At 72.0% G+C, this 24,527-nt stretch carries 26 protein-coding genes, 2 tRNA genes and 1 pseudogene; 23 read left to right on the top strand and 6 right to left on the bottom strand.

Annotation, left to right across the window (positions count from 1 at the left end; genetic code table 11):
* Window positions 1-204 precede the first annotated feature (204 nt).
* From VIW71_RS06745 to VIW71_RS06755, 3 genes are all read left to right on the top strand, one after another.
* The gene (locus tag VIW71_RS06745) at window positions 205-1,272 is read left to right on the top strand and encodes a chorismate-binding protein (protein ID WP_331621068.1); all 1,068 of its coding nucleotides are present in this window, start codon (window positions 205-207) and stop codon (window positions 1,270-1,272) included.
* Window positions 1,269-2,090 carry an aminotransferase class IV gene (locus tag VIW71_RS06750; protein WP_331621070.1) on the top strand — a complete coding sequence of 274 codons (822 nt, stop codon included), beginning with the start codon at window positions 1,269-1,271 and terminating at the stop codon, window positions 2,088-2,090. Before VIW71_RS06745 ends, VIW71_RS06750 begins: the two co-directional genes overlap by 4 nt.
* 107 nt (window positions 2,091-2,197) lie before the next feature.
* Window positions 2,198-3,028 carry a GNAT family N-acetyltransferase gene (locus tag VIW71_RS06755; protein WP_331621071.1) on the top strand — a complete coding sequence of 277 codons (831 nt, stop codon included), beginning with the start codon at window positions 2,198-2,200 and terminating at the stop codon, window positions 3,026-3,028.
* A 185-nt stretch (window positions 3,029-3,213) separates the two neighbouring features.
* On the opposite strand, the gene VIW71_RS06760 is transcribed toward VIW71_RS06755, so the two are convergent.
* On the bottom strand, window positions 3,214-3,723 hold the full coding sequence (locus VIW71_RS06760; RefSeq protein ID WP_331621072.1) for a DsbA family protein: 510 nt from the start codon (window positions 3,721-3,723) through the stop codon (window positions 3,214-3,216).
* A 135-nt stretch (window positions 3,724-3,858) separates the two neighbouring features.
* Between VIW71_RS06760 and VIW71_RS06765 the strand changes: the two genes are divergently transcribed.
* On the top strand, window positions 3,859-4,293 hold the full coding sequence (locus VIW71_RS06765; RefSeq protein WP_331621073.1) for a hypothetical protein: 435 nt from the start codon (window positions 3,859-3,861) through the stop codon (window positions 4,291-4,293).
* Window positions 4,294-4,442: 149 nt separating this feature from the next.
* Window positions 4,443-4,712 (top strand): hypothetical protein, encoded by a 270-nt coding sequence (locus tag VIW71_RS06770; RefSeq protein WP_331621074.1) that lies wholly within the window; start codon window positions 4,443-4,445, stop codon window positions 4,710-4,712.
* A 41-nt stretch (window positions 4,713-4,753) separates the two neighbouring features.
* Here the strand turns inward: VIW71_RS06770 and VIW71_RS06775 are convergent, their stop codons facing one another.
* Together VIW71_RS06775 and VIW71_RS06780 are read right to left on the bottom strand one after the other, a co-directional pair.
* The gene (locus VIW71_RS06775; RefSeq protein WP_331621075.1) at window positions 4,754-5,314 is read right to left on the bottom strand and encodes a CGNR zinc finger domain-containing protein; all 561 of its coding nucleotides are present in this window, start codon (window positions 5,312-5,314) and stop codon (window positions 4,754-4,756) included.
* 208 nt (window positions 5,315-5,522) lie between these two features.
* The gene (locus tag VIW71_RS06780) at window positions 5,523-5,936 is read right to left on the bottom strand and encodes an SsgA family sporulation/cell division regulator (RefSeq protein ID WP_003959770.1); all 414 of its coding nucleotides are present in this window, start codon (window positions 5,934-5,936) and stop codon (window positions 5,523-5,525) included.
* A gap of 190 nt (window positions 5,937-6,126) precedes the next feature.
* Between VIW71_RS06780 and VIW71_RS06785 the strand changes: the two genes are divergently transcribed.
* The 5 genes from VIW71_RS06785 to thrS all read left to right on the top strand — a co-directional run bounded on the left by VIW71_RS06785 (window position 6,127) and on the right by thrS (window position 9,572).
* Window positions 6,127-6,525 carry a TIGR02611 family protein gene (locus tag VIW71_RS06785; protein ID WP_331621076.1) on the top strand — a complete coding sequence of 133 codons (399 nt, stop codon included), beginning with the start codon at window positions 6,127-6,129 and terminating at the stop codon, window positions 6,523-6,525.
* A 75-nt stretch (window positions 6,526-6,600) separates the two neighbouring features.
* A tRNA-Val gene (locus tag VIW71_RS06790) sits at window positions 6,601-6,672 on the top strand.
* Between the two features lie 112 nt (window positions 6,673-6,784).
* Entirely contained in the window at window positions 6,785-7,252 is a 468-nt protein-coding gene (locus tag VIW71_RS06795; RefSeq protein ID WP_331621077.1) for an SRPBCC family protein, read from the top strand.
* Window positions 7,253-7,290: 38 nt separating this feature from the next.
* Window positions 7,291-7,362, top strand: a tRNA-Val gene (locus VIW71_RS06800).
* A gap of 227 nt (window positions 7,363-7,589) precedes the next feature.
* Window positions 7,590-9,572, top strand: coding sequence for a threonine--tRNA ligase (gene thrS / locus VIW71_RS06805; RefSeq protein WP_331621078.1), 1,983 nt, complete (start codon window positions 7,590-7,592; stop codon window positions 9,570-9,572).
* Window positions 9,573-9,611: 39 nt separating this feature from the next.
* Here the strand turns inward: thrS and VIW71_RS06810 are convergent, their stop codons facing one another.
* A complete protein-coding gene (locus VIW71_RS06810) occupies window positions 9,612-10,271 on the bottom strand; it encodes a potassium channel family protein (RefSeq protein ID WP_331621079.1) in 660 nt (219 codons plus the stop codon).
* A 66-nt stretch (window positions 10,272-10,337) separates the two neighbouring features.
* Between VIW71_RS06810 and VIW71_RS06815 the strand changes: the two genes are divergently transcribed.
* Complete coding sequence (locus VIW71_RS06815; protein WP_331621080.1) at window positions 10,338-10,895, top strand: HIT family protein; 558 nt, start codon at window positions 10,338-10,340, stop codon at window positions 10,893-10,895.
* 79 nt (window positions 10,896-10,974) lie between these two features.
* On the opposite strand, the gene VIW71_RS06820 is transcribed toward VIW71_RS06815, so the two are convergent.
* Window positions 10,975-12,657: a hypothetical protein gene (locus VIW71_RS06820; protein ID WP_414720680.1), complete on the bottom strand. Its 1,683-nt coding sequence runs from the start codon at window positions 12,655-12,657 to the stop codon at window positions 10,975-10,977.
* A 174-nt stretch (window positions 12,658-12,831) separates the two neighbouring features.
* A complete protein-coding gene (locus VIW71_RS06825) occupies window positions 12,832-15,051 on the bottom strand; it encodes an elongation factor G-like protein EF-G2 (protein WP_331621081.1) in 2,220 nt (739 codons plus the stop codon).
* Window positions 15,052-15,370: 319 nt separating this feature from the next.
* Between VIW71_RS06825 and pgsA the strand changes: the two genes are divergently transcribed.
* The 12 genes and pseudogenes from pgsA to VIW71_RS06885 form a co-directional block, all read left to right on the top strand.
* Entirely contained in the window at window positions 15,371-16,048 is a 678-nt protein-coding gene (gene pgsA, locus VIW71_RS06830; RefSeq protein ID WP_331621082.1) for a phosphatidylinositol phosphate synthase, read from the top strand.
* A complete protein-coding gene (locus VIW71_RS06835) occupies window positions 16,045-17,073 on the top strand; it encodes a phosphatidylinositol mannoside acyltransferase (RefSeq protein WP_331621083.1) in 1,029 nt (342 codons plus the stop codon). The genes pgsA and VIW71_RS06835 overlap by 4 nt, the downstream gene beginning before the upstream one ends.
* The gene (locus VIW71_RS06840) at window positions 17,070-18,230 is read left to right on the top strand and encodes a glycosyltransferase family 4 protein (RefSeq protein WP_331621084.1); all 1,161 of its coding nucleotides are present in this window, start codon (window positions 17,070-17,072) and stop codon (window positions 18,228-18,230) included. The genes VIW71_RS06835 and VIW71_RS06840 overlap by 4 nt, the downstream gene beginning before the upstream one ends.
* Before the next feature lie 51 nt (window positions 18,231-18,281).
* Window positions 18,282-18,833, top strand: a complete 552-nt coding sequence (locus VIW71_RS06845) for a hypothetical protein (protein WP_331621085.1) — start codon at window positions 18,282-18,284, stop codon at window positions 18,831-18,833.
* Window positions 18,834-18,994: 161 nt separating this feature from the next.
* Entirely contained in the window at window positions 18,995-19,906 is a 912-nt protein-coding gene (gene pdxS, locus VIW71_RS06850; protein ID WP_331621086.1) for a pyridoxal 5'-phosphate synthase lyase subunit PdxS, read from the top strand.
* Window positions 19,907-19,913: 7 nt separating this feature from the next.
* Complete coding sequence (gene pdxT, locus VIW71_RS06855) at window positions 19,914-20,537, top strand: pyridoxal 5'-phosphate synthase glutaminase subunit PdxT (RefSeq protein ID WP_331621087.1); 624 nt, start codon at window positions 19,914-19,916, stop codon at window positions 20,535-20,537.
* A 57-nt stretch (window positions 20,538-20,594) separates the two neighbouring features.
* Complete coding sequence (locus VIW71_RS06860; RefSeq protein WP_331621088.1) at window positions 20,595-21,344, top strand: YebC/PmpR family DNA-binding transcriptional regulator; 750 nt, start codon at window positions 20,595-20,597, stop codon at window positions 21,342-21,344.
* A 186-nt stretch (window positions 21,345-21,530) separates the two neighbouring features.
* On the top strand, window positions 21,531-22,070 hold the full coding sequence (ruvC, locus tag VIW71_RS06865; protein ID WP_331621089.1) for a crossover junction endodeoxyribonuclease RuvC: 540 nt from the start codon (window positions 21,531-21,533) through the stop codon (window positions 22,068-22,070).
* Window positions 22,067-22,681: a Holliday junction branch migration protein RuvA gene (gene ruvA / locus VIW71_RS06870; RefSeq protein WP_331621090.1), complete on the top strand. Its 615-nt coding sequence runs from the start codon at window positions 22,067-22,069 to the stop codon at window positions 22,679-22,681. The genes ruvC and ruvA overlap by 4 nt, the downstream gene beginning before the upstream one ends.
* A 106-nt stretch (window positions 22,682-22,787) precedes the next feature.
* The gene (gene ruvB, locus VIW71_RS06875) at window positions 22,788-23,846 is read left to right on the top strand and encodes a Holliday junction branch migration DNA helicase RuvB (RefSeq protein WP_331621091.1); all 1,059 of its coding nucleotides are present in this window, start codon (window positions 22,788-22,790) and stop codon (window positions 23,844-23,846) included.
* A gap of 132 nt (window positions 23,847-23,978) precedes the next feature.
* Entirely contained in the window at window positions 23,979-24,317 is a 339-nt protein-coding gene (gene yajC / locus VIW71_RS06880; protein ID WP_331621092.1) for a preprotein translocase subunit YajC, read from the top strand.
* Window position 24,318: 1 nt separating this feature from the next.
* Window positions 24,319-24,527 (top strand): annotated as a pseudogene (locus VIW71_RS06885) (protein translocase subunit SecD); the annotation flags it as partial.

The raw sequence follows: 24,527 nt of genomic DNA on the forward strand, positions 1-24,527 counted from the left end.
CTCGAAACATGTTCCGGGGCGACGGGTTGAACTCTAGCGGATTCCGGGTCCAGCTCAAAAACCGGTTTCCGCAGCGTGCCGGGGCAATGACGCGCAGTTGACGGGCGGGCCGCCGCCGGACACCCCCGCCCGGACCACGCCTAGACTCGGCCGTGGCCTGCCCCATCCACGGGGGAAGCCCTCTCACCTCACCAGGGAAGCAGCGTGCGCGACCTCGCCCCCATGGCCCGTTTCGGCGGCCTCGTCGCCTCCGACCTGCGCGATGTCACCACCGACCTCGGCGCGCTCGACTCCTCCGGCTTCTGGGCGGTCGCCGCCGGCTTCGAGGGCCGTACGGTCTGCGCCCGCTTCGGGGACGTCCGCCGGGCTTCCGCGGGCCCGGCCGCGGGCCCCCGCTGGCGCGGCCCCGACCCGGGCGCCTGGACCTCGTCCATGGACCGGACGGCGTACGAGCGGGGCGTGCGGACCATCCGCGAGCGGATCGCGACCGGCGAGGTCTACCAGGTCAACCTCTGCCGCGTACTCGGCGCGCCGCTGCCCGAACAGGGCCCCGGCGGCGACGCCCACGACATCGACGCGCTGACCGCCGCCCTGGCCCACGGCAACCCGGCCCCGTACGCCGGAACGATCCGCCTGCCCGCGCACGGCGTCGAGATCGCCACCGCCTCCCCGGAGCTCTTCCTCCGCCGCGACGGCCGTACCGTCGAGTCCGGCCCGATCAAGGGCACCGGCCGCACCGCCGCCGACCTGCTCCCCAAGGACCACGCGGAAAACGTCATGATCGTCGACCTGGTCCGCAACGACCTGGGCCGGGTCTGTGCCACCGGCACGGTGACCGTGCCCGCGCTGTGCGCGGTGGAGGCGCACCCGGGCCTGGTCCACCTGGTCTCCACGGTCCGCGGCGAGCTGCGCCCGGACGCCGGCTGGCCGGAGCTGTTCGCCGCCGCCTTCCCGCCCGGCTCGGTCACCGGCGCGCCCAAGTCCAGCGCGCTGCGGATCATCGGCGAGCTGGAGACGGCGCCCCGCGGCCCGTACTGCGGCGCGATCGGCTGGGTGGACGCCGACCGGCGCACCGCCGAACTCGCCGTCGGCATCCGCACGTTCTGGATCGACCGCACCGGGCCCGGCCCGGTGCTGCGGTTCGGCACCGGGGCCGGCATCACCTGGGGCTCCGACCCGGCCGGCGAGTGGGCGGAGACGCGGTTGAAGGCCGCCCGGCTGCTGGCGGTAGCGTCGGAGGTACACGAGGCAAGCGGAGGGATGCTGCGGTGAGGATCTGGGTGGACGGCGGGCTGCGGGAGACCGGGGACGCCACGGTTTCGGTGCTCGACCACGGACTCACGGTCGGCGACGGAGTCTTCGAGACCGTCAAGGTCGTCGACGGCCGGGCCTTCGCGACGACCCGCCATCTCAAGCGGCTGGCCCGGTCCGCCCGCGGCCTCGGCCTGCCCGAGCCGGACCTGGACGAGGTCGCCCGGGCCTGCGAGGCCGTGATCGACGCCAACCCGATGCCCGCCGGCCGGCTGCGCGTCACCTACACCGGCGGCCCGTCCCCGCTCGGCTCCGAGCGCGGCGACGCGGGAGCCACACTGGTCGTCGCCCTCGGCACGGCCACCCTCGGCACGGGGCCCTCCGCCGTCGTCACCGTGCCCTGGACCCGTAACGAACGCGGCGCCCTCACCGGACTGAAGACCACCTCCTACGGGGAGAACGTCGTCGCGCTTGCCCGCGCCCGCGAGCAGGGCGCCTCCGAGGCGCTGTTCGGCAACACCCAGGGCCGGCTCTGCGAGGGCACCGGCTCCAACGTCTTCGTGGTCCTCGGCGGGCGGCTGCTCACCCCGCCGCTCAGCTCCGGCTGCCTGGCCGGCATCACCCGCGAACTGGTCATCGACTGGGCCGGCGCCGAGGAGGCCGACCTGCCGCTCGGCGTGCTCGCCGAGGCCGAGGAGATCTTCCTGACCTCCTCCCTGCGCGACGTGCAGGCGGTACGGCGGGTGGACGCGCGCGAACTGTCCGGCGCCCCGGGTCCGGTCACCGCCAAGGCGATGCAGGTCTTCGCCGAGCGGTCGGCGGCGGACCCGAACCCGTAACCGGCCGGGACCGCCGCCCCGTCATTCCTGACCACGCTGCCCGGGGCGGCCCGGGCAGGGTAGAACGTCACATGACCGGTGCGGCGACCATCCCGGGGAGCGTGACCATGACGACGACGCTGAGACCCGACGGGCCCGAGCGGCGCACGGTGGACGGGGCGCGGGCCCGTACGTATTCCGTGTGCGTCAACAGCCGCCCGGTCGGCCGTGTGGAGCTGACCACGGACCCGCGGTTCGGCCCGACCGTCGGCCGTATCGAGGGGCTCGCCGTCGACGAGGGGGAACGGCGGCGCGGCCGGGGCACCGTCGCCGCGCTGGCCGGCGAGGAGGTGCTGCGCTCCTGGGGCTGCACGCGAGTGGAGATCGCGGTGCCGGCCGACGCGACGTACGCACTGCGGCTCGCCGCCTCGCTCGGCTACGTCGAAGGCAACCGCCACCTGGCCAAGGAACTCGACGGCGCCCGCCGCGCCCTGCCGCCCGGCAGCGTGCTGCGCCCCCTCAGCGAGGCCGGGTTCGGCCCCTGGCGGGAGCGTGAACGCGAGGAGTTCATCGCCGCCCTGACCGACCGCGGCGTCCCCCGCGACCAGGCCGAGGCCCGGGAGTCCGCCGCGCTGCGGGAGGTGCTGCCGCAGGGCCTGGCCACCCCCGGCACCGCGCTGCTCGCCCTCGACCACGACGGCCGGACCGTCGGCTGCCTGCTGGTGCGCACCCTGGAACCGGCCTGGGTGCTCGCCGTCGACGTCGAGACCGCGCACCGTGGCCGCGGCCACGGCAGGACGCTGATGCTCGGCGCGGAGAACGCCTGCCTGGACGCGGGCACCACCACGCTCGGCCTCAACGTCTTCGTCGCGAACACGCCCGCGGTGCGGCTGTACGAGTCGCTGGGGTACCGGACGGTCGAGCGGTACTTCGCGAAGACGCTCGACGTGTTCCGGTGAGGCACGCGGGCTCTTGGGCGCGGCCCTGTCCCGCAGGCCTTTTCGCACCGGCCCTCTCCTGGGGGCCCTGTCCCGCAGGGCCTTTTCCCGCCAGCCCTTCCCGCCGGTCTTTTCCCGCCGGGCCCCGCCCCCGCGGGCATTTCACGGCGGTGCTGTCCCGCCGGCCCCTTGTCCCGCGGGCCTCTTCACGTACGCCCGGCCAGCAGCCCGTCCGCGATCTCCTCGATCCGCTCGCGCAGCCCCGCCTGGCTCTTCGAGCCGTCCAGCACCTCGCCGCCGATCACGTACGTCGGCGTGCCGGTCACGCCGATCGCCTTGCCCTCGGCCTGGTCGGAGTCGACCACCAGCAGATGGCGGCCGTCGATCAGCGCGGTGTCCACCTCGTCCGCGTCCAGGCCGAGCTCCCGCGCCACCTCCACCAGCACCGGCTCGCCGCGCCCGGCCAGCTCCTCGACCCGTGCCAGCACCGCCTCCGCGTACGGCCACGCCTGCCCCTGCGCGTACGCCTCCTCGTACGCCTGCGCCGCCGCGAGGGCGTGCCGGTGCCTCTCCAGCGGGAAGTGGCGCAACTGGATGTCGAGCGCGTCCCCGTACCGCGCGCGCAGCGCGGCCAGATCGGCCAGGGCGGTCCGGCAGTCGGGGCACTGCAACTCGCACCAGACTTCGAGTACGACGGGGGGAGCGGGGTGAGTCATGCGGTCAGTCTCCCACTCGCGGAGGAGGCGGCCCCGAAATACCCCGGAACCCATCCCGGGCCCGTGGCCGGTGCCAGGGGCGGCGAGGGACGATGGGGGACAAGGAGTGCCCGACCGGCCCTGGGGAGTCGCCGAATGCTGACCACGACACTGTGCGCCGTACTGTCCGCGGTGGGGCTGGCTGTCGCCTTCCGGACCGCCTACCGGAGCCGCTACCTGCGGGCCACCCGGATCGCCGCGCTCGCCCTGCTCCCGCTCGGCCTGGCCCTGGCCGGACTGGTCACCCTCGCCCGCAGGATCGGCACGGCGTTCGGCGACTGGGCCGCCGATCTCGTCTTCGATCCCACGGTCTGGCTCGGCTTCGCCGTGCTCGCCTGCTCGGCCCTCCTCTACGGCATCACCCGCCTGATCGCCGCCCGCGCATCGGTCCGCAAGGGCGCCGCCCAGCCCCCGGCCGGCGTGCCCGGGGCGTCCACCGCCCGCCCCGCCGTCCAGCGCGGCGCCGACTCGGAGATCGGCCTCTCGGACTTCGCCGACGTCGAGGAGATCCTCCGCCGCCGGGGAATCTGACCGGTGGACCCGCGGACCGCAAACTGCGCACGGTATCTGAGACAGTGCGTCTCAGCTCTCGGATTCCGGTATCCGAGACGCAGGTAAACAGGCTTGTAAACTCCGCGTGTTGGGCCACACGCGATCTTGGGCTGCGCGATCATCTGGCTGTGCTGCAGACCTCTGGGGACCGCCTCGCCACCACGGCGGCGGACCGTGCCGAACCACCTTCACCGGCCACCGTCGCCCGCGCCGCGGGGCCGACGGTGGTCGGTGGAGGGGATTGCTCAGCCGTCCCTCCGGAGCACCCCGAAGCCGCCGACGGCGAGCAGCCGAAGGGATGCCTGTACGCGTTGTCGCAGCCGCCGCTGATGCTCTTCCTGTCGGTGATCGGCGGGCTGATCGGCGGAGGAGCCGCGTGGGACCTGCTCTGTCTGTGAGCCGCGCGGCGGTCGGGGAGCGGCGTCCGCGGCGGCCCGGATCAGGAGGCGGCGGCCTCGCGGCGCCGGGCCCGGTACGCGGCGACGTGCAGCCGGTTGCCGCAGGTGCGGCTGTCGCAGTAGCGGCGGGAGCGGTTGCGGGAGAGGTCCACGAAGGCGCGGCGGCAGTTCGGGGCGTCGCACCGGCGCAGCCGCTCCCGTTCGCCTCCGACGATCAGGAAGGCCAGTGCCATGCCGCAGTCCGCGGCGAGGTGGTCGGCGAGCGAGGCGCCCGGCGCGAAGTAGTGCACATGCCAGTCGTAGCCGTCGTGGTCGGTCAGCCGCGGCGTGGTGCCGGCCTCGGCGATCATCGCGTTGAGCTTGGTGGCCGCCCCGGCGTCGTCGGTCGCGGCGAACACCTCGGTGAACCTGGCCCGTACCGCCTGTACGGCGGCCACGTCGCGCTGGTCGAGCCTTCCGACCTCGCTGACCCGGTTGCGCTCCACGAAGCCGCGCAGGGCCGCGACGTCGCCGAGCGATTCGCGCCCCTCGATCTGCGGCTGGGTGTTGACCAGGTCCACCACGCTGTCCAGCGCGCACCTGGTGTCATGGTTGATCAGCACGGAACGCTCCCTGCCGGCGGGGTGTGGCGGCTGCGGTTCCGGTGACTTTAGCGTGCGAGAGCCGCCACCGCGGGTTCTGGTCCACAGTGACGGCTCCGGCCGGTCGGCGCCGGACGGTGGGGCGAGACGGGCCCCGGTCCGGTGCGGCTGGCTTGCGGTCCGGGCGGTCCCCCCGAGTAGGACGGCCGCGGACGACGGGGATACGGGCTCAGCTCTCCGCGAGGATGTGCGAGAGCTCGGTGTCGAGATCGAAGTGACGATGCTCGGTGCCCGGCGGCACCGCGGCGTCCGTCCGCTTCAGGAAGGACTCCAGGGCCCGCGCCGGGGCTTCGAGCAGAGCTTCGCCCTCCGGGGAGCTGAGGGCGATGCACACGACGCCCTGACCGTGGCTGCGGGACGGCCAGACTCGGACGTCGCCGGTACCGGTGGGGCGGTGCAGCCCCTCGGCGAGCAGGTCGCGGGCGAACACCCATTCGACCGTCTCTTCGGCTCCGGTGTGGAAGGTGGCGTGCACGGCATACGGATCGGCCGTGTCGTACCGCAAGCCCGCGGGTACAGGCAGTGAGGATTCGCTCGACACAACGAGGCGCAGGTGCAGCTCGCAGCTGACCGTGGTGTTCATAAGCGCCAAGGCCTTTCGCTCAGTGTGCGCTCGGGGATTCGCACGTCGGCGAAATCGACATGCCACCTGCGCGGACGTTGTAAACCCCTCTGAGGGGTTTGTGCGGCTTCTGGTACCTCGTCCGGCCCAGCGCGCGGACCTGCGGGACGGCCATTTCGGTGAGCGCCTGGCATCCGGTATTTTGGGATGCATGACTGCGGAGAGTGACGACAGCGGCGGAGTCGTGGCCACGGATTCCGGTGATTCCGGGGGCGTCGCCGATTCCCACCATCCCGGCGGCCCCGAGGACGCCGGGGGTTCCGGTATCGGCTCGCGGGCGCCCGCCTTCATCCGGCGGACCCGGTCGCTGCACCTGGCCTGGCAGTGCGGTGTCTTCGTCGTCGGCCTCGCGGTCGTGATCGGCGGGATCATCCTGCTGCCGCTGCCCGGACCCGGCTGGCTGGTCATCTTCGGGGGCGTGGCGATCTGGGGCACCGAGTTCCACTGGGCCCAGCGGGCGCTGTCGTGGACCAAGCACAAGGCGGGCGCTGCGGCGAAGGCCGCCAGGCGGCGGTTCAAGGACGGCGCGGCGACCCGGGGCAAGGAGTGAGCCGGCGGGGGCGCCCGCCGACCGGTGACGTGGTCGGGAGCGGTGATCGGGTGCGGTAATGTTGTCCGCACGCCGGGGCGATTAGCTCAGCGGGAGAGCACTTCGTTCACACCGAAGGGGTCACTGGTTCGATCCCAGTATCGCCCACCCGGGTCGAGGATCCCGGAGACCGTGTCACCGGTCTCCGGGATCCTCGCGTTGTGCGTCACACCTTCACGTTCTGCCCCCGTGCGACCCGGTCCTCGCGCACACTTGCCGTATGGACTGGAGTCACTACCGATTCCGTAGCGCGTGGCACCTCGACGCGGAACCCGACGCCGTCTACCGCGTCCTGGAACGGCCCGACCACTACCCCCTGTGGTGGCCGCAGGTACGCGAAGTGCGGCAGACCGGTGAGACCAGCGGGATCCTGCGCTTTCGCTCCATGCTCCCGTACGACCTGATCGTCACCGCCCGCTCCACCCGGCACGACCCCGGCAACCGGGTCCTGGAGGTCGCCATGACCGGTGACCTGGAGGGCTGGGTGCGGTGGACGATCCGCGCCGGCGACCGCGCCACCGGCACCCGGCTGGAGTTCGAGCAGGAGGTCGTGGTCCGCAAGCTCCTGATGCGGCTGCTGTCGGTGCCGGGCCGGCCGTTCTTCATCGTCAACCACGCGCTGATGATGCGCGCCGGCCGCCTCGGACTGCTGGCCCGGCTCGCCGCCGACGCGGGACATGTCGTTTGAACGGCACGCCCCTTGGGCGGTAAGGTTCATGGCGTCCCGGGCGATTAGCTCAGCGGGAGAGCACTTCGTTCACACCGAAGGGGTCACTGGTTCGATCCCAGTATCGCCCACAAGACCGAGGCCGACATGGATCCGCGACAAGCGCGGGCCCGTGTCGGCCTCGTCGTTCGTACGCGGCCTCGCCACCCCTCGCCCGCCTGCGGCCCGACGGGTGTCCGCCCCCTCTCCGGTCCGAGCGGTGACATACGACTTCGCAGGCAGCCCCGGCGGCTCGGTACGATTCAGCGTGCGGCTGTCGCCGCACCGTATCCGTACGACCGCAGTCAGGAGCAGACCGGTGTCAGACCTCCGAGTGATCATCGAACGCGATTCCGCTGAACGGGAAGAGCGGGTGGTCACGACGGGCACGACCGCGGCCGAGCTGTTCGAGGGCGAGCGGTCCGTGGTCGCGGCCCGGGTCGGCGGCGAGCTCAAGGACCTCGCGTACGAGATCGCCGACGGCGACCAGGTCGAGCCGGTGGACATCACCAGCCAGGACGGCCTGAACATCCTGCGCCACTCCACCGCGCACGTCATGGCCCAGGCCGTGCAGGAGCTCTTCCCCGAGGCCAAGCTCGGCATCGGCCCGCCGGTCAAGGACGGCTTCTACTACGACTTCGACGTCGACAAGCCGTTCCAGCCCGATGACCTCAAGGCCATCGAGAAGCGCATGCAGGAGATCCAGAAGCGCGGCCAGCGCTTCTCCCGGCGGGTCGTCACCGACGAGGCCGCCCGCGAGGAACTGGCCGCCGAACCGTACAAGCTGGAGTTGATCGGCCTCAAGGGCTCCTCCGCGAGTGCGGAGGACGGCGCCGACGTCGAGGTGGGCGCGGGCGAGCTGACCATCTACGACAACATCGACGCCAAGACCGGCGAGCTGTGCTGGAAGGACCTCTGCCGCGGTCCGCACCTGCCCAGCACCCGCACCATCCCGGCGTTCAAGCTGATGCGGAACGCTGCCGCGTACTGGCGCGGCAGCGAGAAGAACGCGCAACTCCAGCGGATCTACGGCACCGCGTGGCCCACCAGGGAAGAGCTCAAGGCGTATCTGGACTTCCTGGCGGAGGCCGAGAAGCGCGACCACCGCAAGCTCGGCGCAGAACTGGACCTGTTCTCCTTCCCGGACGAGTTGGGGTCGGGTCTCGCGGTCTTCCACCCCAAGGGCGGGATCATCCGCAAGGAGATGGAGCAGTACGCGCGCCGCCGCCACGAAGAGGCGGGCTACGAGTTCGTCAACACCCCGCACATCACCAAGGCCAAGCTCTTCGAGACCTCCGGCCACCTTCCGCACTACGCGGAGGGCATGTTCCCCCCCATGGAGTTCGAGGGCCAGGAGTACTACCTCAAGGCCATGAACTGCCCGATGCACAACCTGATCTTCGACGCGCGCGGGCGGTCGTACCGTGAACTGCCCTTGCGTCTGTTCGAGTTCGGCACCGTGTACCGGTACGAGAAGTCCGGTGTGGTGCACGGCCTGACCCGGGCCCGCGGCTTCACCCAGGACGACTCGCACATCTACTGCACCAGGGAGCAGGTGCCGGACGAGCTGGACTCGCTGCTCACCTTCGTGCTCAACCTGCTCCGCGACTACGGGTTGAGCGACTTCTACCTGGAGCTGTCCACCCGTGGCGACTCCGACAAGTTCATCGGTTCCGACGAGGAGTGGTCCGAAGCCACCGAACAGCTCCGGCAGGCGGCGGGCAAGCAGGGTCTCGAGCTCGTCATGGACCCGGGCGGCGCGGCCTTCTACGGCCCGAAGATCTCCGTGCAGGCGCGCGACGCGATCGGGCGGACCTGGCAGATGTCGACCATCCAGGTCGACTTCCAGCAGCCGGCCCGGTTCGGTCTCGAGTACACCGCGGCGGACGGTTCGCGGCAGCAGCCGGTCATGATCCACCGGGCGCTCTTCGGGTCGATCGAGCGCTTCTTCGCGGTGCTGCTCGAGCACTACGCGGGCGCGTTCCCGGCCTGGCTCGCGCCGGTCCAGGCGGTGGGCATCCCGGTCGGCGACGCACATGTGCCGTACCTCCAGGAGTTCGCGGCGGAGGCGAAGCGGCAGGGACTGCGGGTCGAGGTGGACGCGTCCTCGGACCGTATGCAGAAGAAGATCAGGACGCACCAGAAGCTGCGGGTGCCGTTCATGATCATCGTCGGCGACGAGGACATGTCGAACGGCACCGTCTCCTTCCGCTACCGCGACGGCTCGCAGGAGAACGGGGTCGCGCGTGACCAGGCGTTGGCGAAGCTCGTCGACGTGGTGGAGCGCCGCGTTCAGGTGTGATCCGATCCCCGGCAGGACGGTCCGGCCCCCGGCGCGCTCTCAGCGTGCCGGGGGCCGTTCGTCGTCCCTGGTGAACGTCTGGATCAGCCAGGAGGAGAAGGAGCCCGTCACCGCGCCCAGCAGCGCCAGGCCGAGGAACATCACGACGACCGCGATCGTCCGGCCGCCGCCGGTGACCGGGACCACGTCGCCGTAGCCGACCGTGGTGAGGGTCGAACAGGTCCACCACACCGAGTCGCCGAAGGTACGGATGGTGGCGCCGGGGGCGTACCGCTCCTGCTGGTAGACGGCGAGCGAGCCGGCGAAGCCGAGGAGGAGGGCCGACAAACCGGCGTACGCGATGACGCGGCCGTACAGGCTCAGCCGCGCCTGCTCGCGGCGTCGCTGCATCACCTGGTAGAGCCGGACCATCCGCAACGGGCGCAGCAGCGGCAGGACGAGGACCGTGGTGTCCAGCAAGTGGTCGCGTACGTAGCGCGGGCCGAAGCGGCGTCCGCTGATCCGCAGGCGGACGAGGTAGTCCAGGAGGAAGGCGGCCCAGGCGGCCGCGACGACGGTGAGGAGCAGGTCGTGCGCCCACGACGGGAGTCCGGGGCGGAGCACATGGGCGGCGTACGCGCCGAGGTAGAGCAGCGACGCCAGGAACAGCGGGACTTCGCTGCGGTTCTCCCACCGGGCAAGACGGCTGTCGGCGTCCATCCGGCCAGGATCGCCGCACAGGCCGCGGACCGGGCCCGGCGACACGCGCGGTTGCGCGGAAGTCCTATGCTGATCCGCATGACGAGTGAGCCGGAGCAGCGGATCGGAGCGGGGGTGCCGGACGCGTTTCAGCGGCTGTGGACCCCGCACCGGATGGCGTACATCCAGGGTGAGAACAAGCCCACCGGTCCCGGCGCCGCCGACGGATGTCCATTCTGCGCGGTCCCGGCGGAGCCCGACGAGAACAGCCTGATCATCGCGCGCGCCGAGCACGTGTACGTGGTGCTCAACCTCTACCCGTACAACAGCGGCCATCTCATGGTGGTGCCTTACCGGCACGTCGCCGACTACACGGAGCTGGACGGCGACGAGACGGCGGAGCTGGCCGACCAGACCAAGCGGGCGATGACGGCGCTGCGTACCGCGTCCGGCGCGCAGGGCTTCAACATCGGCATGAACCAGGGCGATGTGGCGGGGGCCGGGATCGCCGCGCATCTGCACCAGCACGTGGTGCCGCGCTGGGGCGGGGACGTGAACTTCATGCCGGTCGTCGGCCACACGAAGGTGCTGCCGCAGCTCCTCGCGGACACCCGCAAGATGCTCGCCGACGTCTGGCCCGCCTGACGCGAAGCCCTCAGGGGCGGGGCGCCTCGTACCCGCGAACCCGGGGCGCCGTGCCCCGGGTTCGCGCAGCCCCGGCGGGCTACGCGTCGTAGGCGTCGGCCTTGCCCGGCTCCACGCTTTGGACGAGGCCGCTGAGGGCCATGGAACGGCTGGTGAAGTGCGAGGTGTCGACGCCGTTCTCGGCCATCACCTGGATCGCGGCGGAGTGCACGGCGCGCAGTACGGGGGTGGCGGCGCGCAGTGCGTCGTCGGCCATGAAGCGGTGCGCCCACGGCTTGCCGGCCCAGGTGTGGCGCAGACCGAACGGCTCGGGAAGCTTCAGGGTGCCACCGAAGTAGTCCAGGAGCGGCGGGAACCAGGTCAGCGGTGCGCGGGCGGCCAGCCGTACCACCTCGCCGGCGTCGATCAGCGGCAGCGAAACGGTCTTGGTCTCCCAGAACTTGACCGACTTGCTGACCGTTTTCTGCTTCGCCGACGGCCCGGAGGTGAACAGACCGTCCACCGGGCCGAGCGCGTACCCGGTGACCTCGACGCGGAGGGTGTTGGCCAGCACGGTCACCGTCACCATCAGCGTGATGACGAGGTTGCCGTCCCACAGCACGAACTGGGTGCCCAGATAGTGGCGGTTGCCCTTGCCGAACTGCTGCTCGTTGCAGATCCGCTGGATCTCGAAGTCCTTGACGGTGTACGCATCGACCTCCGAGCCGGTGGGGCGGGAGATCTTGGAGGCACCCTCGCCGACCGGCACCACGACCCAGTGCCGTATGGACGGGGTCGGGAAGCCGCCGGTGTGCAGGGGGCCGCGCTCCAGCATGCGGAGCTTGTCATGGATGGCGCGAATCACGTCCCAGCTCCGGAACGGGTTGATCTCGGCCAGGCCCTCGCGGGGGATGAGCTCCTCGGCCATCTGCCAACTGGCCCAGCGGCTGCCCATGCCGAGTATGCCCTTGGGGCCCGCGTAGAAGACGACGTTGCTGCGCTGCTCGGCGGAGAGCTTGACCAGGCTCTGACGGAGGGTCTCGGCGCGGATCTGGCCGGGGTGGCGGGGGACCGCCTCGGGGATCTTCGCGCCGACGCCGCTGCCGGCCACCAGGCCGCTCCATCGGTCCCGCAGGTCCTTCGCGGTGTGCTCGCAGATCCGCTTGGCGTAGTACCAGCCGATGACCGGGGCGATCATCACCACCCGGAAGTACTCGCGCCAGAAGCCGGTGAACGGCGGCCTGACGACGAGCAGCAGCGTGAAGGCGACCGCCACGCCCAGCACCACGCCGCCGAGCGCCCCGGCCCGGTTGCCGCCCGCCTTCAGCGTCGCCAGCGATTTGCGCAATTGGAAGGCGCCCAGCCACAGCAGCGTGCCGGGCAGGAAGAGCAGCCCGGAGACCGCCGTGATCACGGTCAGCCGGGTGTCGCGCTCCTGCCGGATGCGGTTGGCGGCCAGGCAGTGCTCGACGACGGTCTGTGGTTCGACGCCGAAGGACTGGACCAACTCGTTGCGCCCGCCGCCCAGCATGCGGACCTGCACCGCCCGGGAGAACGCCTCGCCGAGGTTGGGCTGGAACAGCGAGAGGCGGGGCGCTTTCACCGAGGCGGCGCCGTTGATGTCCACCAGAGCGGTGACGGAGGAGTCCCGGTACGCGGCGGAGGCCAGCGCCTGGCTCGCGGCGGTGCCTCCGTCGGTGCCCGTCAGCGGGATCTGTGCCCCTGGGCTGAAATCGAACCCGTTCGTCACCGCAGCCCCCAGTCCGCCCGCCAAGTCCGCCACATTCGCCAAGCCCGCACACTCCGCCGGTGCACCGGCTCCCACCAGCCCAATTCCCCGCCGGCTGCCGGGTCACACGTTCGGAGCAGTGTCCACAGTAGCGGCGAGGCGGCCCGCGGGGTGGCCGCGAGCCGCCGATTGGCCGTGGAGTGCGCCTACTTGGCGCCGGGTTGACACCTACTTGGCGTGCTCCTCCTCCTTTTGCCTCAGTTTCGCGGCGAGTTGGGACGGCATCGGCTCGTGCCGGGCGTAGCGCCGGCTGAACCGGCCCGTGCCGTGCGACAGCGACCGCAGGTCCACCGCGTAGCGGCTGATCTCGGCCTCGGGAACCTCGGCCCGTACCAGAGTGCGTCCGGCGCCGGTGGGTTCGGTGCCCAGCACCCGGCCGCGGCGGCTGGACAGGTCGCTCATCACGGGGCCCACGTAGGCGTCCGGGATCAGCACCCCGACCTCGGCGACCGGTTCCAGCAGGTGGATACGGCTGGTCGCCGCCGCCTCGCGCAGGGCCAGTGCGCCAGCGGTCTGGAAGGCGGCGTCGGAGGAGTCCACCGAGTGCGACTTGCCGTCGGTCAGGGTGACCTTGATGTCCACCACCGGGAAGCCGAGCGCGACCCCGCGGGCGGCCTGGGCCCGAACTCCCTTCTCGACCGAGGGGATGAACTGCCGCGGCACCGCGCCGCCGACCACCTTGTCGACGAATTCGATGCCGGAGCCGACCGGCAGCGGCTCCACCTCGATGTCGCAGATCGCGAACTGGCCGTGCCCGCCGGACTGTTTGACGTGCCGGCCGCGGGCGGTCGCGCCCTCGCCGAACGTCTCGCGCAGCGGCACCCGGTACGGGACGGCGTCGACCTGCACGCCGTAGCGGGTGCGCAGCCGCTCCAGCGCCACGTCGGCGTGCGCCTCGCCCAGGCACCACAGGACGACCTGCCGGGTGTCCTGGTTCTGCTCCAGCCGCATCGTCGGGTCCTCGGCGACCAGCTTCGCCAGGCCCTGCGACAGTTTGTCCTCGTCGGCCTTGCTGTGCGCCTCGATGGCGATCGGCAGCAGCGGGTCGGGCATCTGCCAGGGCGCCATGAGCAGCGGGTGGTCCTTCGCGGAGAGCGTGTCGCCGGTCTCCGCGCGGGTCAGTTTGGCCACGCACACCAGGTCACCGGCGGTCGCGGACGGCACCGGGCGCTGCTGTCTGCCGAACGGTGAGGACAGCGCGCCGACCCGCTCGTCCACGTCGTGGTCCTCGTGCCCGCGGTCCTCCAGACCGTGCCCCGACACGTGCACGGTCTCGTCGGGCCGCAGGGTGCCGGAGAAGACCCGCACCATGCTGATCCGGCCGACGTAGGGGTCGGAGGAGGTCTTCACCACCTCGGCGGCGAGCGGCCCGTCGGGGTCGCAGGCCAGCGCGGGCTCCCGGTGGCCGTCCGGACTGGTCACCGGCGGCGCCTCGCGCTCCAGCGGGGTCGGGAAACCGCGGGTCACCAGTTCCAGCAGCTCCAGCGTGCCCAGGCCCTGCTTCGCGCCGTCGGCGGCCGGAGCGGCGGGCAGCACCGGATGGAACGTGCCGCGGGCCACCGCCCGCTCCAGGTCGGTGACCAGAGTCTTGAGGTCGATCTCCTCGCCGCCCAGGTAGCGGTCCATCAGGGTCTCGTCCTCGCTCTCGGCGATGATGCCCTCGATGAGCCGGTTGCGTGCCTGCTCCAGCGGCGGCAGCAGCTCCGCGCCGGGTGCGGCGTCGGTGCGCTTCCCGGAGGAGTAGTCGTACACCCGCTGCGACAGCAGCCCTACCAGGCCGGTCACCGGGGCGTGGCCGTCCGGGCCCTGCGAGCCGTGTACGGGCAGGTAGAGCGGCAGCACCGCGTCCGGGTCGTCGCCGCCCAGCTCCCGGGCGCACTGCGCGGCCATCTCCTCGAAGCCGGCCCGGGCCGATTCCAGGTGGGTGACGACCACGGCCCGCGGCATACCGACGGCCGCGCACTCGTCCCACACGATGCGGGTCGCGCCGCCGATGCCCTCGCCGTCCTGCGAGGCCGAGACGACGAAGAGGGCCGCGTCCGCGGCGCGCAGCCCCGCCCTGAGCTCCCCGACGAAGTCCGCGTAGCCGGGGGTGTCCAGCAGATTGACCTTGATGCCGTCCCATTCCACCGGGACGAGCGACAACTGAACGGACCGCTGCTGCCGCTGCTCGATCTCGTCGTGGTCGGAGACCGAGCCGCCGTCCTCGACCCGGCCCGCCCGGTTCACCGCTCCGGTGGCCAGCGCCAGCGCCTCCACCAGAGTCGTCTTGCCCGCTCCGCTGTGGCCGACCAGCACCACATTGCGCACGTGCTCGGGGCGGCCGGCCGCCGGTGCGCCTCCGGCGGCTCCGGGCTGTATGTCTCTCCTGTCGGATGCACCACCCATGTGCTCTCGCCTCCCGGTCCGTCACCGCATGGGGACCGCGCCCGCGGGGCGGGCGCGCGAACGAGGCGGCGCCACGGGAAACCGCTCGGGAGTGCCCCGGGCGGGGCCGAGGGGGATGCTTCGGCGGCGCACCCCGTCCTTCGACCTTCCCACGAGGCTCACGATGCGTCCATACGTCGCGCGGGGGCCGGTAGGGTGATCGGTACCGGACGGTGCCTGGCGCGTCCGGTATGCGGCGGCTGGCTACGATGGGCCATCCGGTGGCCGGCCCGGCCGCCGGTATTCGGTGATCCGAACCCTCCGACCCGTCGGGAAGGCCATGCTGAACAAGTACGCGCGTGCGTTCTTCACGCGTGTTCTCACGCCGTTCGCCGCTTTTCTCCTGCGCAAGGGGGTCAGCCCCGACACGGTGACCCTGATCGGCACCGCGGGCGTCCTGGCGGGGGCCCTGGTCTTCTACCCCAGAGGTGAGTTCTTCTGGGGCACGGTCACCATCACCTTGTTCGTCTTCTCCGACCTGGTCGACGGCAACATGGCCCGGCAGGCCGGAGTCTCCAGCCGCTGGGGCGCCTTCCTGGACTCCACCCTGGACCGGGTCGCCGACGCGGGCATCTTCGCGGGCCTGGCCATGTGGTACGCGGGCCGCGGCGACAACCTGGTGCTGTGCGCGGTGACGGTCTTCTGCCTCGCCAGCGGCCAGGTGGTGTCGTACACCAAGGCGCGCGGCGAGGCGATCGGCCTGCCGGTCAACGTCAACGGCCTGGTCGAGCGGGCCGAGCGGCTGGTGATCACCCTGGTGCTGTGCGGCCTCTCCGGACTGCACGAGTTCGGGGTGCCCGGAATCCAGTGGCTGCTGCCGATCGCCTTGTGGGTGGTGGCCGCGGGCAGCCTGGTCACCCTGATCCAGCGGATGGTGACCGTCCGCCGCGAGGCCGCGGAGGCGGACGCCGCGGCGGCGGCCACCACCACCGCCGTCGGTCACGGGAGCGGCGCGTGAGGGAACGGCTGACCGACGGTCTGTACGGCCTCGGGTGGAGCGCCGTCAAGACGCTGCCGGAACCCGCCGCCCGCACCCTCGGCCGTACCGTCGCCGACCTGGCATGGCGGCGGCGCGGCAAGGGCGTACAGCGCCTGGAGGCCAACCTCGCGCGGGTCGTGCCGGACGCCGACCCGGAGCGGCTGCGCGCACTGTCCAGGGCGGGCATGCGCTCGTACCTGCGGTACTGGATGGAGTCCTTCCGGCTGCCGGCCTGGAGCAAGGACCGTATCCGCGGCGGCTTCGACCCCGAGGACGTGCACTACCTGGTGGAGGGCCTGGCCGCGGGGCGCGGCGTCATCCTCGCCCTGCCGCACATGGGCAACTACGACCTGGCCGGCGCCTGGGTCACCACCACGCTGGAGACCCCGTTCACCACGGTCGCCGAGCGGCTCAAGCCCGAGACGCTGTACGACCGGTTCGTCGCCTACCGCGAGGGCCTGGGCATGGAGGTGCTGCCGCACACCGGGGCCGCCGCCTTCGGCACCCTCGCCCGGCGGCTGCGGGCCGGCGGCCTGGTCTGCCTGGTCGCCGACCGGGACCTGTCCGCCCGGGGCGTCGAGGTGGAGTTCTTCGGCGAGAAGACCAGGATGCCCGCCGGACCCGCGATGCTCGCCCAGCAGACCGGGGCGCTGCTGCTCCCGGTCACCCTGTGGTACGACGACTCGCCCGTCATGCACGGACGGGTGCATCCGCCGATCGGGATCCCCGAGGGCGACGGCCGCGCGTACCGTACCGGCGTCATGACGCAGGCGCTCGCCGACGCGTACGCCTCCGGTATCGCCGAGCACCCGGAGGACTGGCACATGCTCCAGCGGTTGTGGCTGGCGGATCTGGTGCCGCGCCGGGACGCGGACGGTGCGGGGGCGGCTCCCGGCGAGCTTCCGGGGACGCCCGGGCCCGGCGAGCTCCCCGGAATCCCCGGGCCCGGCGGGCTCCCCGGCGCGGCCGGAGCCGCTGAAACCCCCGGAACGGAGACACCGTGAGGATCGGGATCGTCTGCCCGTACTCCTGGGACGTGCCGGGCGGTGTCCAGTTCCACGTCAGGGACCTCGCCGAGCACCTGACCGGCCTCGGCCACGAGGTGTCCGTGCTCGCGCCGGCCGACGACGACACGCCGCTGCCGCCGTACGTCGTCTCGGCCGGGCGGGCGGTGCCCGTGCCCTACAACGGCTCCGTGGCGCGGCTCAACTTCGGCTTCCTGTCCGCCGCGCGGGTCCGGCGCTGGCTGCACGACGGCAACTTCGACGTCATCCACATCCACGAGCCCGCCTCCCCCTCGCTGGGCCTGCTCGCCTGCTGGGCCGCCCAGGGGCCGATCGTGGCCACCTTCCACACCTCCAACCCGCGCTCGCGCGCGATGATCGCCGCGTATCCGATCCTGCAACCCGCGCTGGAGAAGATCCGGGCCCGGATCGCGGTCTCCGAGTACGCGCGGCGCACCTTCGTGGAACACCTCGGCGGCGACGCGGTGGTCATTCCCAACGGCGTCGACGTCTCCTTCTTCGCCCGCGCCGAGCCCAAGAAGGAGTGGCAGGGAGGGACGATCGGCTTCATCGGGCGGATCGACGAACCCCGCAAGGGACTGCCCGTGCTGATGCGGGCGCTGCCCCGGATCCTCGCCGAACGGCCCGCCACCCGGCTGCTGGTCGCCGGACGCGGCGACGCCGAGGAGGCGCTGGCCCCGCTGCCCGCCGCCCTGCGGGACCGGGTGGAGTTCCTCGGCATGGTCAGCGACGAGGACAAGGCGCGGCTGCTGCGCAGCGTCGACCTGTACGTGGCGCCCAACACCGGCGGCGAGAGCTTCGGGATCATCCTGGTCGAGGCGATGTCCGCGGGCGCCCCCGTACTCGCCAGCGACCTCGACGCGTTCGTCCAGGTGCTCGACGAGGGCGCGGCCGGCGAGCTGTTCACCAACGAGGACGCCGACGCGCTCGCCTCCGCCGCGATCCGCGTGCTCGCCGACCCCGCCCGCCGCGCCGAACTGCGTACCCGAGGCAGCGCCCACGTCCGCCGCTTCGACTGGTCCGTGGTCGCGGGCGACATCCTCGCCGTCTACGAGACGGTCACCGACGGCGCCGCCCACGTGGTGACGGACGAACGCACCAGCCTGCGCGCGCGGTTCGGGCTCGCCCGGGAGTGACGGGCCACCGCGCCCCTGCCGCGCCCCGGCGCGGCACCGGCTTCGGTAGCCTTGCCGCCCGTGACCACCACCTTCATCTGGGTCGCGGTAGCGATCATCGCCATCGGGCTGTATCTGAGCTGGACGGCGGGGCGGCTCGACCGGCTGCACGCGCGGATCGACGCGGCGCGGGCGGCGCTGGACGCGCAGTTGCTGCGCCGGGCCTCGGTCGCGCAGGAGCTGGCGACCGCCGGCGTCCTGGATCCGGCCGCCTCGATCGTGCTGTACGAGTCCGCGCACGCGGCCCGGCAGGCGGAGCCTGAGCAACGGGAAGTCGCCGAGAGCGACTTGAGCCAGGCGCTGCGGGCGGTGTTCTCCGAGGCGGGAGCCGTGACAGAGGTACGGGCGGCGCCCGGCGGTACCGCGGCGATCGGCGAACTGACGCAGGCGGTACGCCGGGTGCCGATGGCCCGGCGGTTCCACAACGACGCGGTACGCGCCGCGCGCGCGGTCCGCAGGCACCGGGTGGTGCGCTGGTTCCGGCTGGCGGGCCACGCGCCCTTCCCGCTCGCCTTCGAGATGGATGACGAACCGCCGCCGGCGCTCACCGCGGGCGGGCAGTGACGGGGCACGGGTCCGGCAAGTACCGGCGCACAGGTCCGGCCGCGGATCACAGGCCACCGGGCCGCTGTGGGGAGCCACCCGCGACGGATTGGCCCTTTCCGCCACCGGCGGGCCGCCGGACCATAAGAGAAAAGCCCAGTTTCGTCAGGAGTGAGGTCACCTTGTCCACCACCGCGTCCACCGCCACGACCCCGGAGACCGGCACCGTACGCGTCAAGCGCGGCATGGCCGAACAGCTCAAGGGCGGCGTGATCATGGATGTCGTCACCCCGGAGCAGGCGAAGATCGCCGAGGACGCGGGGGCCGTGGCCGTGATGGCCCTGGAGCGGGTGCCCGCCGACATCCGCAAGGACGGCGGCGTGGCCCGGATGTCCGACCCGGACATGATCGACGGCATCATCAACGCCGTCTCCATCCCCGTCATGGCCAAGTCCCGTATCGGCCACTTCGTGGAGGCCCAGGTCCTCCAGGCGCTGGGCGTCGACTACATCGACGAGTCCGAGGTGCTGACCCCCGCCGACGAGGTCAACCACTCCGACAAGTGGGCCTTCACCACGCCCTTCGTCTGCGGCGCCACCAACCTCGGTGAGGCCCTGCGCCGGATCGCCGAAGGTGCGGCCATGATCCGCTCCAAGGGCGAGGCCGGCACCGGCAACGTCGTCGAGGCGGTACGCCACCTGCGCCAGATCAGGGGCGGGATATCCCGCCTCAGGGGCCTGGACAACAACGAGCTGTACGCCGCCGCCAAGGAGCTGCGCGCCCCGTACGAGCTGGTCAAGGAGGTCGCGGAGCTGGGCAAGCTGCCCGTCGTGCTGTTCTCCGCGGGCGGTGTGGCCACCCCCGCCGACGCCGCGCTGATGCGCCAGCTCGGCGCCGAGGGCGCCTTCGTCGGCTCGGGCATCTTCAAGTCCGGCGACCCGGCCAAGCGCGCCGCGGCCATCGTCCGCGCCACCACCTTCTTCGACGACCCGAAGGTCATCGCGGACGCCTCCCGCAACCTCGGCGAGGCCATGGTCGGCATCAACGTCGACATCCTCCCGGAGACCGAGCGCTACGCGAACCGGGGCTGGTAGTCCAGCCATGAGCATTCCCACCATCGGCGTCCTGGCCCTCCAGGGCGACGTACGGGAGCACCTTGCGGCGCTGGCCGCGGCGGACGCCGCGGCCAGGCCGGTGCGGCGCCCCGAGGAACTGGCCGGGCTCGACGGACTGGTCCTGCCCGGCGGCGAGTCCACCACCATCTCCAAACTCGCCGTGCTCTTCGGTCTGATGGAACCGGTGCGCGAGGCGATCCGCGACGGCCTGCCGGTCTACGGCACCTGCGCCGGACTCATCATGCTCGCCGACAAGATCCTCGACCCTTCCCCCGGGCCCTGGGGGCCCGGGGAGACCCCGAGCAGCGGGCCGGAGACCTTCGGCGGCATCGACATGATCGTCCGCCGCAACGCCTTCGGCCGCCAGAACGAGTCCTTCGAGGCGTCCGTGGACGTGACCGGCATCGAGGGCGGTCCGGTCGAAGGCGTCTTCATCCGCGCCCCGTGGGTGGAGTCGGTCGGCGCGGAGACCCGGGTGCTGGCCGAGTACGACGGTCATGTCGTCGCCGTCCGGCAGGGCAACGTGATGGCCACCTCCTTCCACCCGGAGCTGACCGGCGACCACCGCGTACATGAACTGTTCGTGCACACGGTGCGCACCGGGAGCTGATGACCTCCCGGTAGGATCGGCGGCGTTCGGTAATGGTGACGCGAAGGAGACAGTCGGATGTCCGGCCACTCTAAATGGGCTACGACGAAGCACAAGAAGGCCGTGATCGATGCCAAGCGCGGCAAGCTCTTCGCGAAGCTGATCAAGAACATCGAGGTCGCGGCCCGGACCGGCGGCGCCGACCCGGACGGCAACCCGACCCTCTTCGACGCCATCCAGAAGGCGAAGAAGAGCTCGGTGCCGAACAAGAACATCGACAGCGCGGTCAAGCGCGGCGCGGGACTCGAGGCCGGCGGCGCCGACTACCAGACGATCATGTACGAGGGCTACGGCCCCAACGGCGTCGCGGTCCTCATCGAGTGCCTCACCGACAACCGCAACCGCGCCGCGTCCGACGTCCGGGTCGCCATGACCCGCAACGGCGGCTCGATGGCCGACCCGGGCTCGGTGTCGTACCTGTTCAACCGCAAGGGCGTCGTCATCGTCCCCAAGGGCGGGCTGACCGAGGACGACGTGCTCGGCGCGGTGCTGGACGCCGGCGCGGAGGAGGTCAACGACCTCGGCGACTCCTTCGAGGTGATCAGCGAGGCCACCGACCTGGTCCCGGTCCGCAAGGCCCTCCAGGACGCCGGCATCGACTACGACTCGGCCGACGCGAACTTCCTGCCGACGATGCAGGTCGAGTTGGACGAGGAGGGCGCGCGGAAGATCTTCAAGCTGATCGACGCGCTCGAGGACAGCGACGACGTGCAGAACGTCTTCGCCAACTTCGACGTGTCGGACGAGGTCATGGAGAAGGTCGGCTGACTTGTGCGGCTGAACCGCCGCCGCTCTCGCGGAGGTGGTCGCCCGCCGTCGTGGTTTCTCCATCGATGGCTGCTGTCCCCAGGCCATCCGTGGGCCGGCGAGGTGAACACACCCCGCCGGCCCACCGCCGTTGTCAGTACCGACCGATAGCCTGCGGGAACAGGTGGTCCGAGGAGGGGGCGAGGCGTGCGCGTGCTGGGAGTGGACCCCGGGCTGACCCGGTGCGGTATCGGCGTGGTGGACGGCGCGCCGGGCCGTCCGCTGACGATGGCCGGTGTCGGGGTCGTCCGCACGCCCGCCGACGCGGAGATCGGCCGCCGGCTCGTCCTCATCGAGGAGGGCATAGACGCCTGGCTGGACCGGCACCGGCCCGAGGCGGTCGCCGTGGAGCGCGTGTTCAGCCAGCACAACGTGCGAACCGTGATGGGCACCGCCCAGGCCAGCGCGGTGGCCATCCTCTGCGCGGCACGGCGCGGCCTGCCGGTCCACCTGCACACCCCCAGCGAGGTGAAGGCCGCCGTCACCGGGAGCGGCCGGGCCGACAAGGCCCAGGTCGGCGCGATGGTGACCCGGCTGCTGCGGCTGGACGCCCCGCCCAGGCCCGCCGACGCGGCCGACGCGCTGGCACTGGCCATCTGCCACATCTGGCGCGGCACCGCCACCACCCGCCTCCAGCAGGCGGTCGCCGCCCACCGGACCGTACGAGCCCAGGAGCCCACCCCGTGATCGCCTTCGTCAGCGGCCAGGTCGCCGCCCTCGCCCCGGACGCCGCGGTCATCGAGGTCGGCGGCGTCGGCATGGCCGTCCAGTGCGCCCCCGGCACGCTGGCGTCGCTGCGGATCGGCAAGCCCGCGCGGCTGGCCACGTCGCTGGTGGTGCGCGAGGACTCGCTCACGCTGTACGGATTCGCGGACGACGACGAGCGGCAGGTCTTCGAACTGCTCCAGACCGTCAGTGGGGTCGGGCCGCGGCTGGCCCAGACGATGCTGGCGGTGCACTCCCCGGACGCGCTGCGGGCCGCGGTTGCCTCGGGGGACGAGAAAGCGCTCACCGCCGTGCCCGGCATCGGGAAGAAAGGCGCCCAGCGGCTGCTGCTCGAACTCAAGGACCGGCTGGGCGAGCCGGTGGGCACGGCGGGAGCCGACCGCGGGGTCGGCTCCCCGGTGGGCGCGTCGTGGCGCGAGCAACTGCACGCGGCGCTGCTGGGCCTCGGCTACGCCACCCGCGAGGCCGACGAGGCGGTCACCGCGGTCACGCCGCAGGCCGAGGCCGCCGGCCAGCCGAACATCGGCGCGCTGCTGCGCTCCGCCCTCCAGACCCTCAACCGCACGCGCTGATCCCCCCGACCCGCCCCCGGCCGCTGACCCGTACCGCCGACCGACCCGCACCCGCCCCGGCCGGGACCCGTACGGCCGACCGACCCGCTGACCCGAGAGATCACTCATGAACTGGGACGACGCCACCGACGAGACGCCGGAGCGACTGGTCGGCGCCGCCGCAGACCGCGAGGACCAGGCGGTCGAGGCGGCGCTGCGCCCGAAGGACCTGGGGGAGTTCATCGGGCAGGAGCGCGTACGGCAGCAGCTCGACCTCGTGCTGAAGGCCGCGCGCCAGCGCGGCGCCACCGCCGACCATGTGCTGCTCTCCGGCGCCCCCGGCCTCGGCAAGACCACCCTGTCGATGATCATCGCCGCGGAGATGGGCGTGCCCATCCGCATCACCTCCGGCCCCGCCATCCAGCACGCGGGCGATCTGGCCGCGATCCTCTCCTCGCTCGGCGAGGGCGAAGTGCTCTTCCTCGACGAGATCCACCGGATGTCCCGGCCCGCCGAGGAGATGCTCTACATGGCGATGGAGGACTTCCGCGTCGACGTCGTCATCGGCAAGGGCCCAGGTGCCACGGCGATCCCGCTCGAGATCCCACCGTTCACCCTCGTCGGCGCCACCACCCGCGCCGGGCTGCTGCCGGGCCCGCTGCGCGACCGGTTCGGGTTCACCGCCCGGCTGGAGTACTACGAGACCGCCGACCTCGACCGCATCGTGCACCGGTCGGCCGGCCTGCTCGGTGTCGACCTGACCCACGAGGGCGCCGCGGAGATCGCCTCGCGCTCGCGAGGTACGCCGCGCATCGCCAACCGGCTGCTGCGCCGCGTCCGCGACTACGCCCAGGTGAAGGCCGACGGCGTGGTCACCCACGACGTGGCCCGCCGCGGCCTCGAGCTGTACGAGGTCGACGAGCTGGGCCTCGACTCCCTCGACCGTGCCGTCATCGAGGTGCTGTGCCGGCACTTCGGTGGTGGACCCGTCGGCGTCTCCACTCTCGCCGTCGCCGTGGGGGAGGAGCGGGAGACCGTGGAGGAGGTCGCCGAGCCGTTCCTGGTGCGGATCGGCTTCCTGGCCCGTACGCCGCGTGGCCGGGTCGCCACCCCCGCCGCGTGGCGCCACCTGGGGCTCGACGCACCGCCGTCACCGACCGCCGAGGCGACCCTCTTCGAGGAGTGATCCGGGGGCAGGCCATGGCGATGCCGTGACGTGCAGCACCCGCGGTTACACTTCACCGTTGGTCGAGCCGGTCCTGCGTGACCACACACAGGACTGGCATCCCATGTACCCCTTGTGAAGAGGTCTGTTGTCGTGTCGGAGCTTGCCTCCCTCTTGCCCCTCCTGGCCATTGCCGTCCTGTTCTGGGCGCTGATGATCCGGCCGGCCCAGCGTCGCCAGCGTGAGCTGCGCCAGATGCAGTCGTCCCTCGAGGTCGGCGACGAGGTGATGTTGTCCTCGGGGATCTATGGCGTGCTCCGATCGTTGGACGACGAGAGGATCAGCGTCGAGCTCGCTCCGGGCGTCGTCGTCGAGGTCGTCCGCGGAGCCGTGGGATCGAAGGTCCCTCCGGCCGCGGAGTCCCTCGCCGACGACCAGGACGAGCCCGAGACGCTCCCCGACCACCCCGACACCACCACCGAGGAGCGCTGAGATGGCCCGTCGCCCCGGCAGCCCTGCGCGCACCCTGACGATCTTCTTCATCTCCGTCGCGGTGCTGTACGGGCTCGTCGCGCTGGCTGGTTCGTGGAAGCCGGCGCTCGGCCTGGACCTCGAGGGAGGCACCCGGATCCGCCTCGCCGCCACCGGCAACGACGTCACCGCCGAGTCGCTCCGCGAGGCTGCGGACATCATCGACAACCG

The organism is Streptomyces sp., assembly GCF_036524955.1.
Classification (GTDB): Bacteria; Actinomycetota; Actinomycetes; order Streptomycetales; family Streptomycetaceae; genus Actinacidiphila.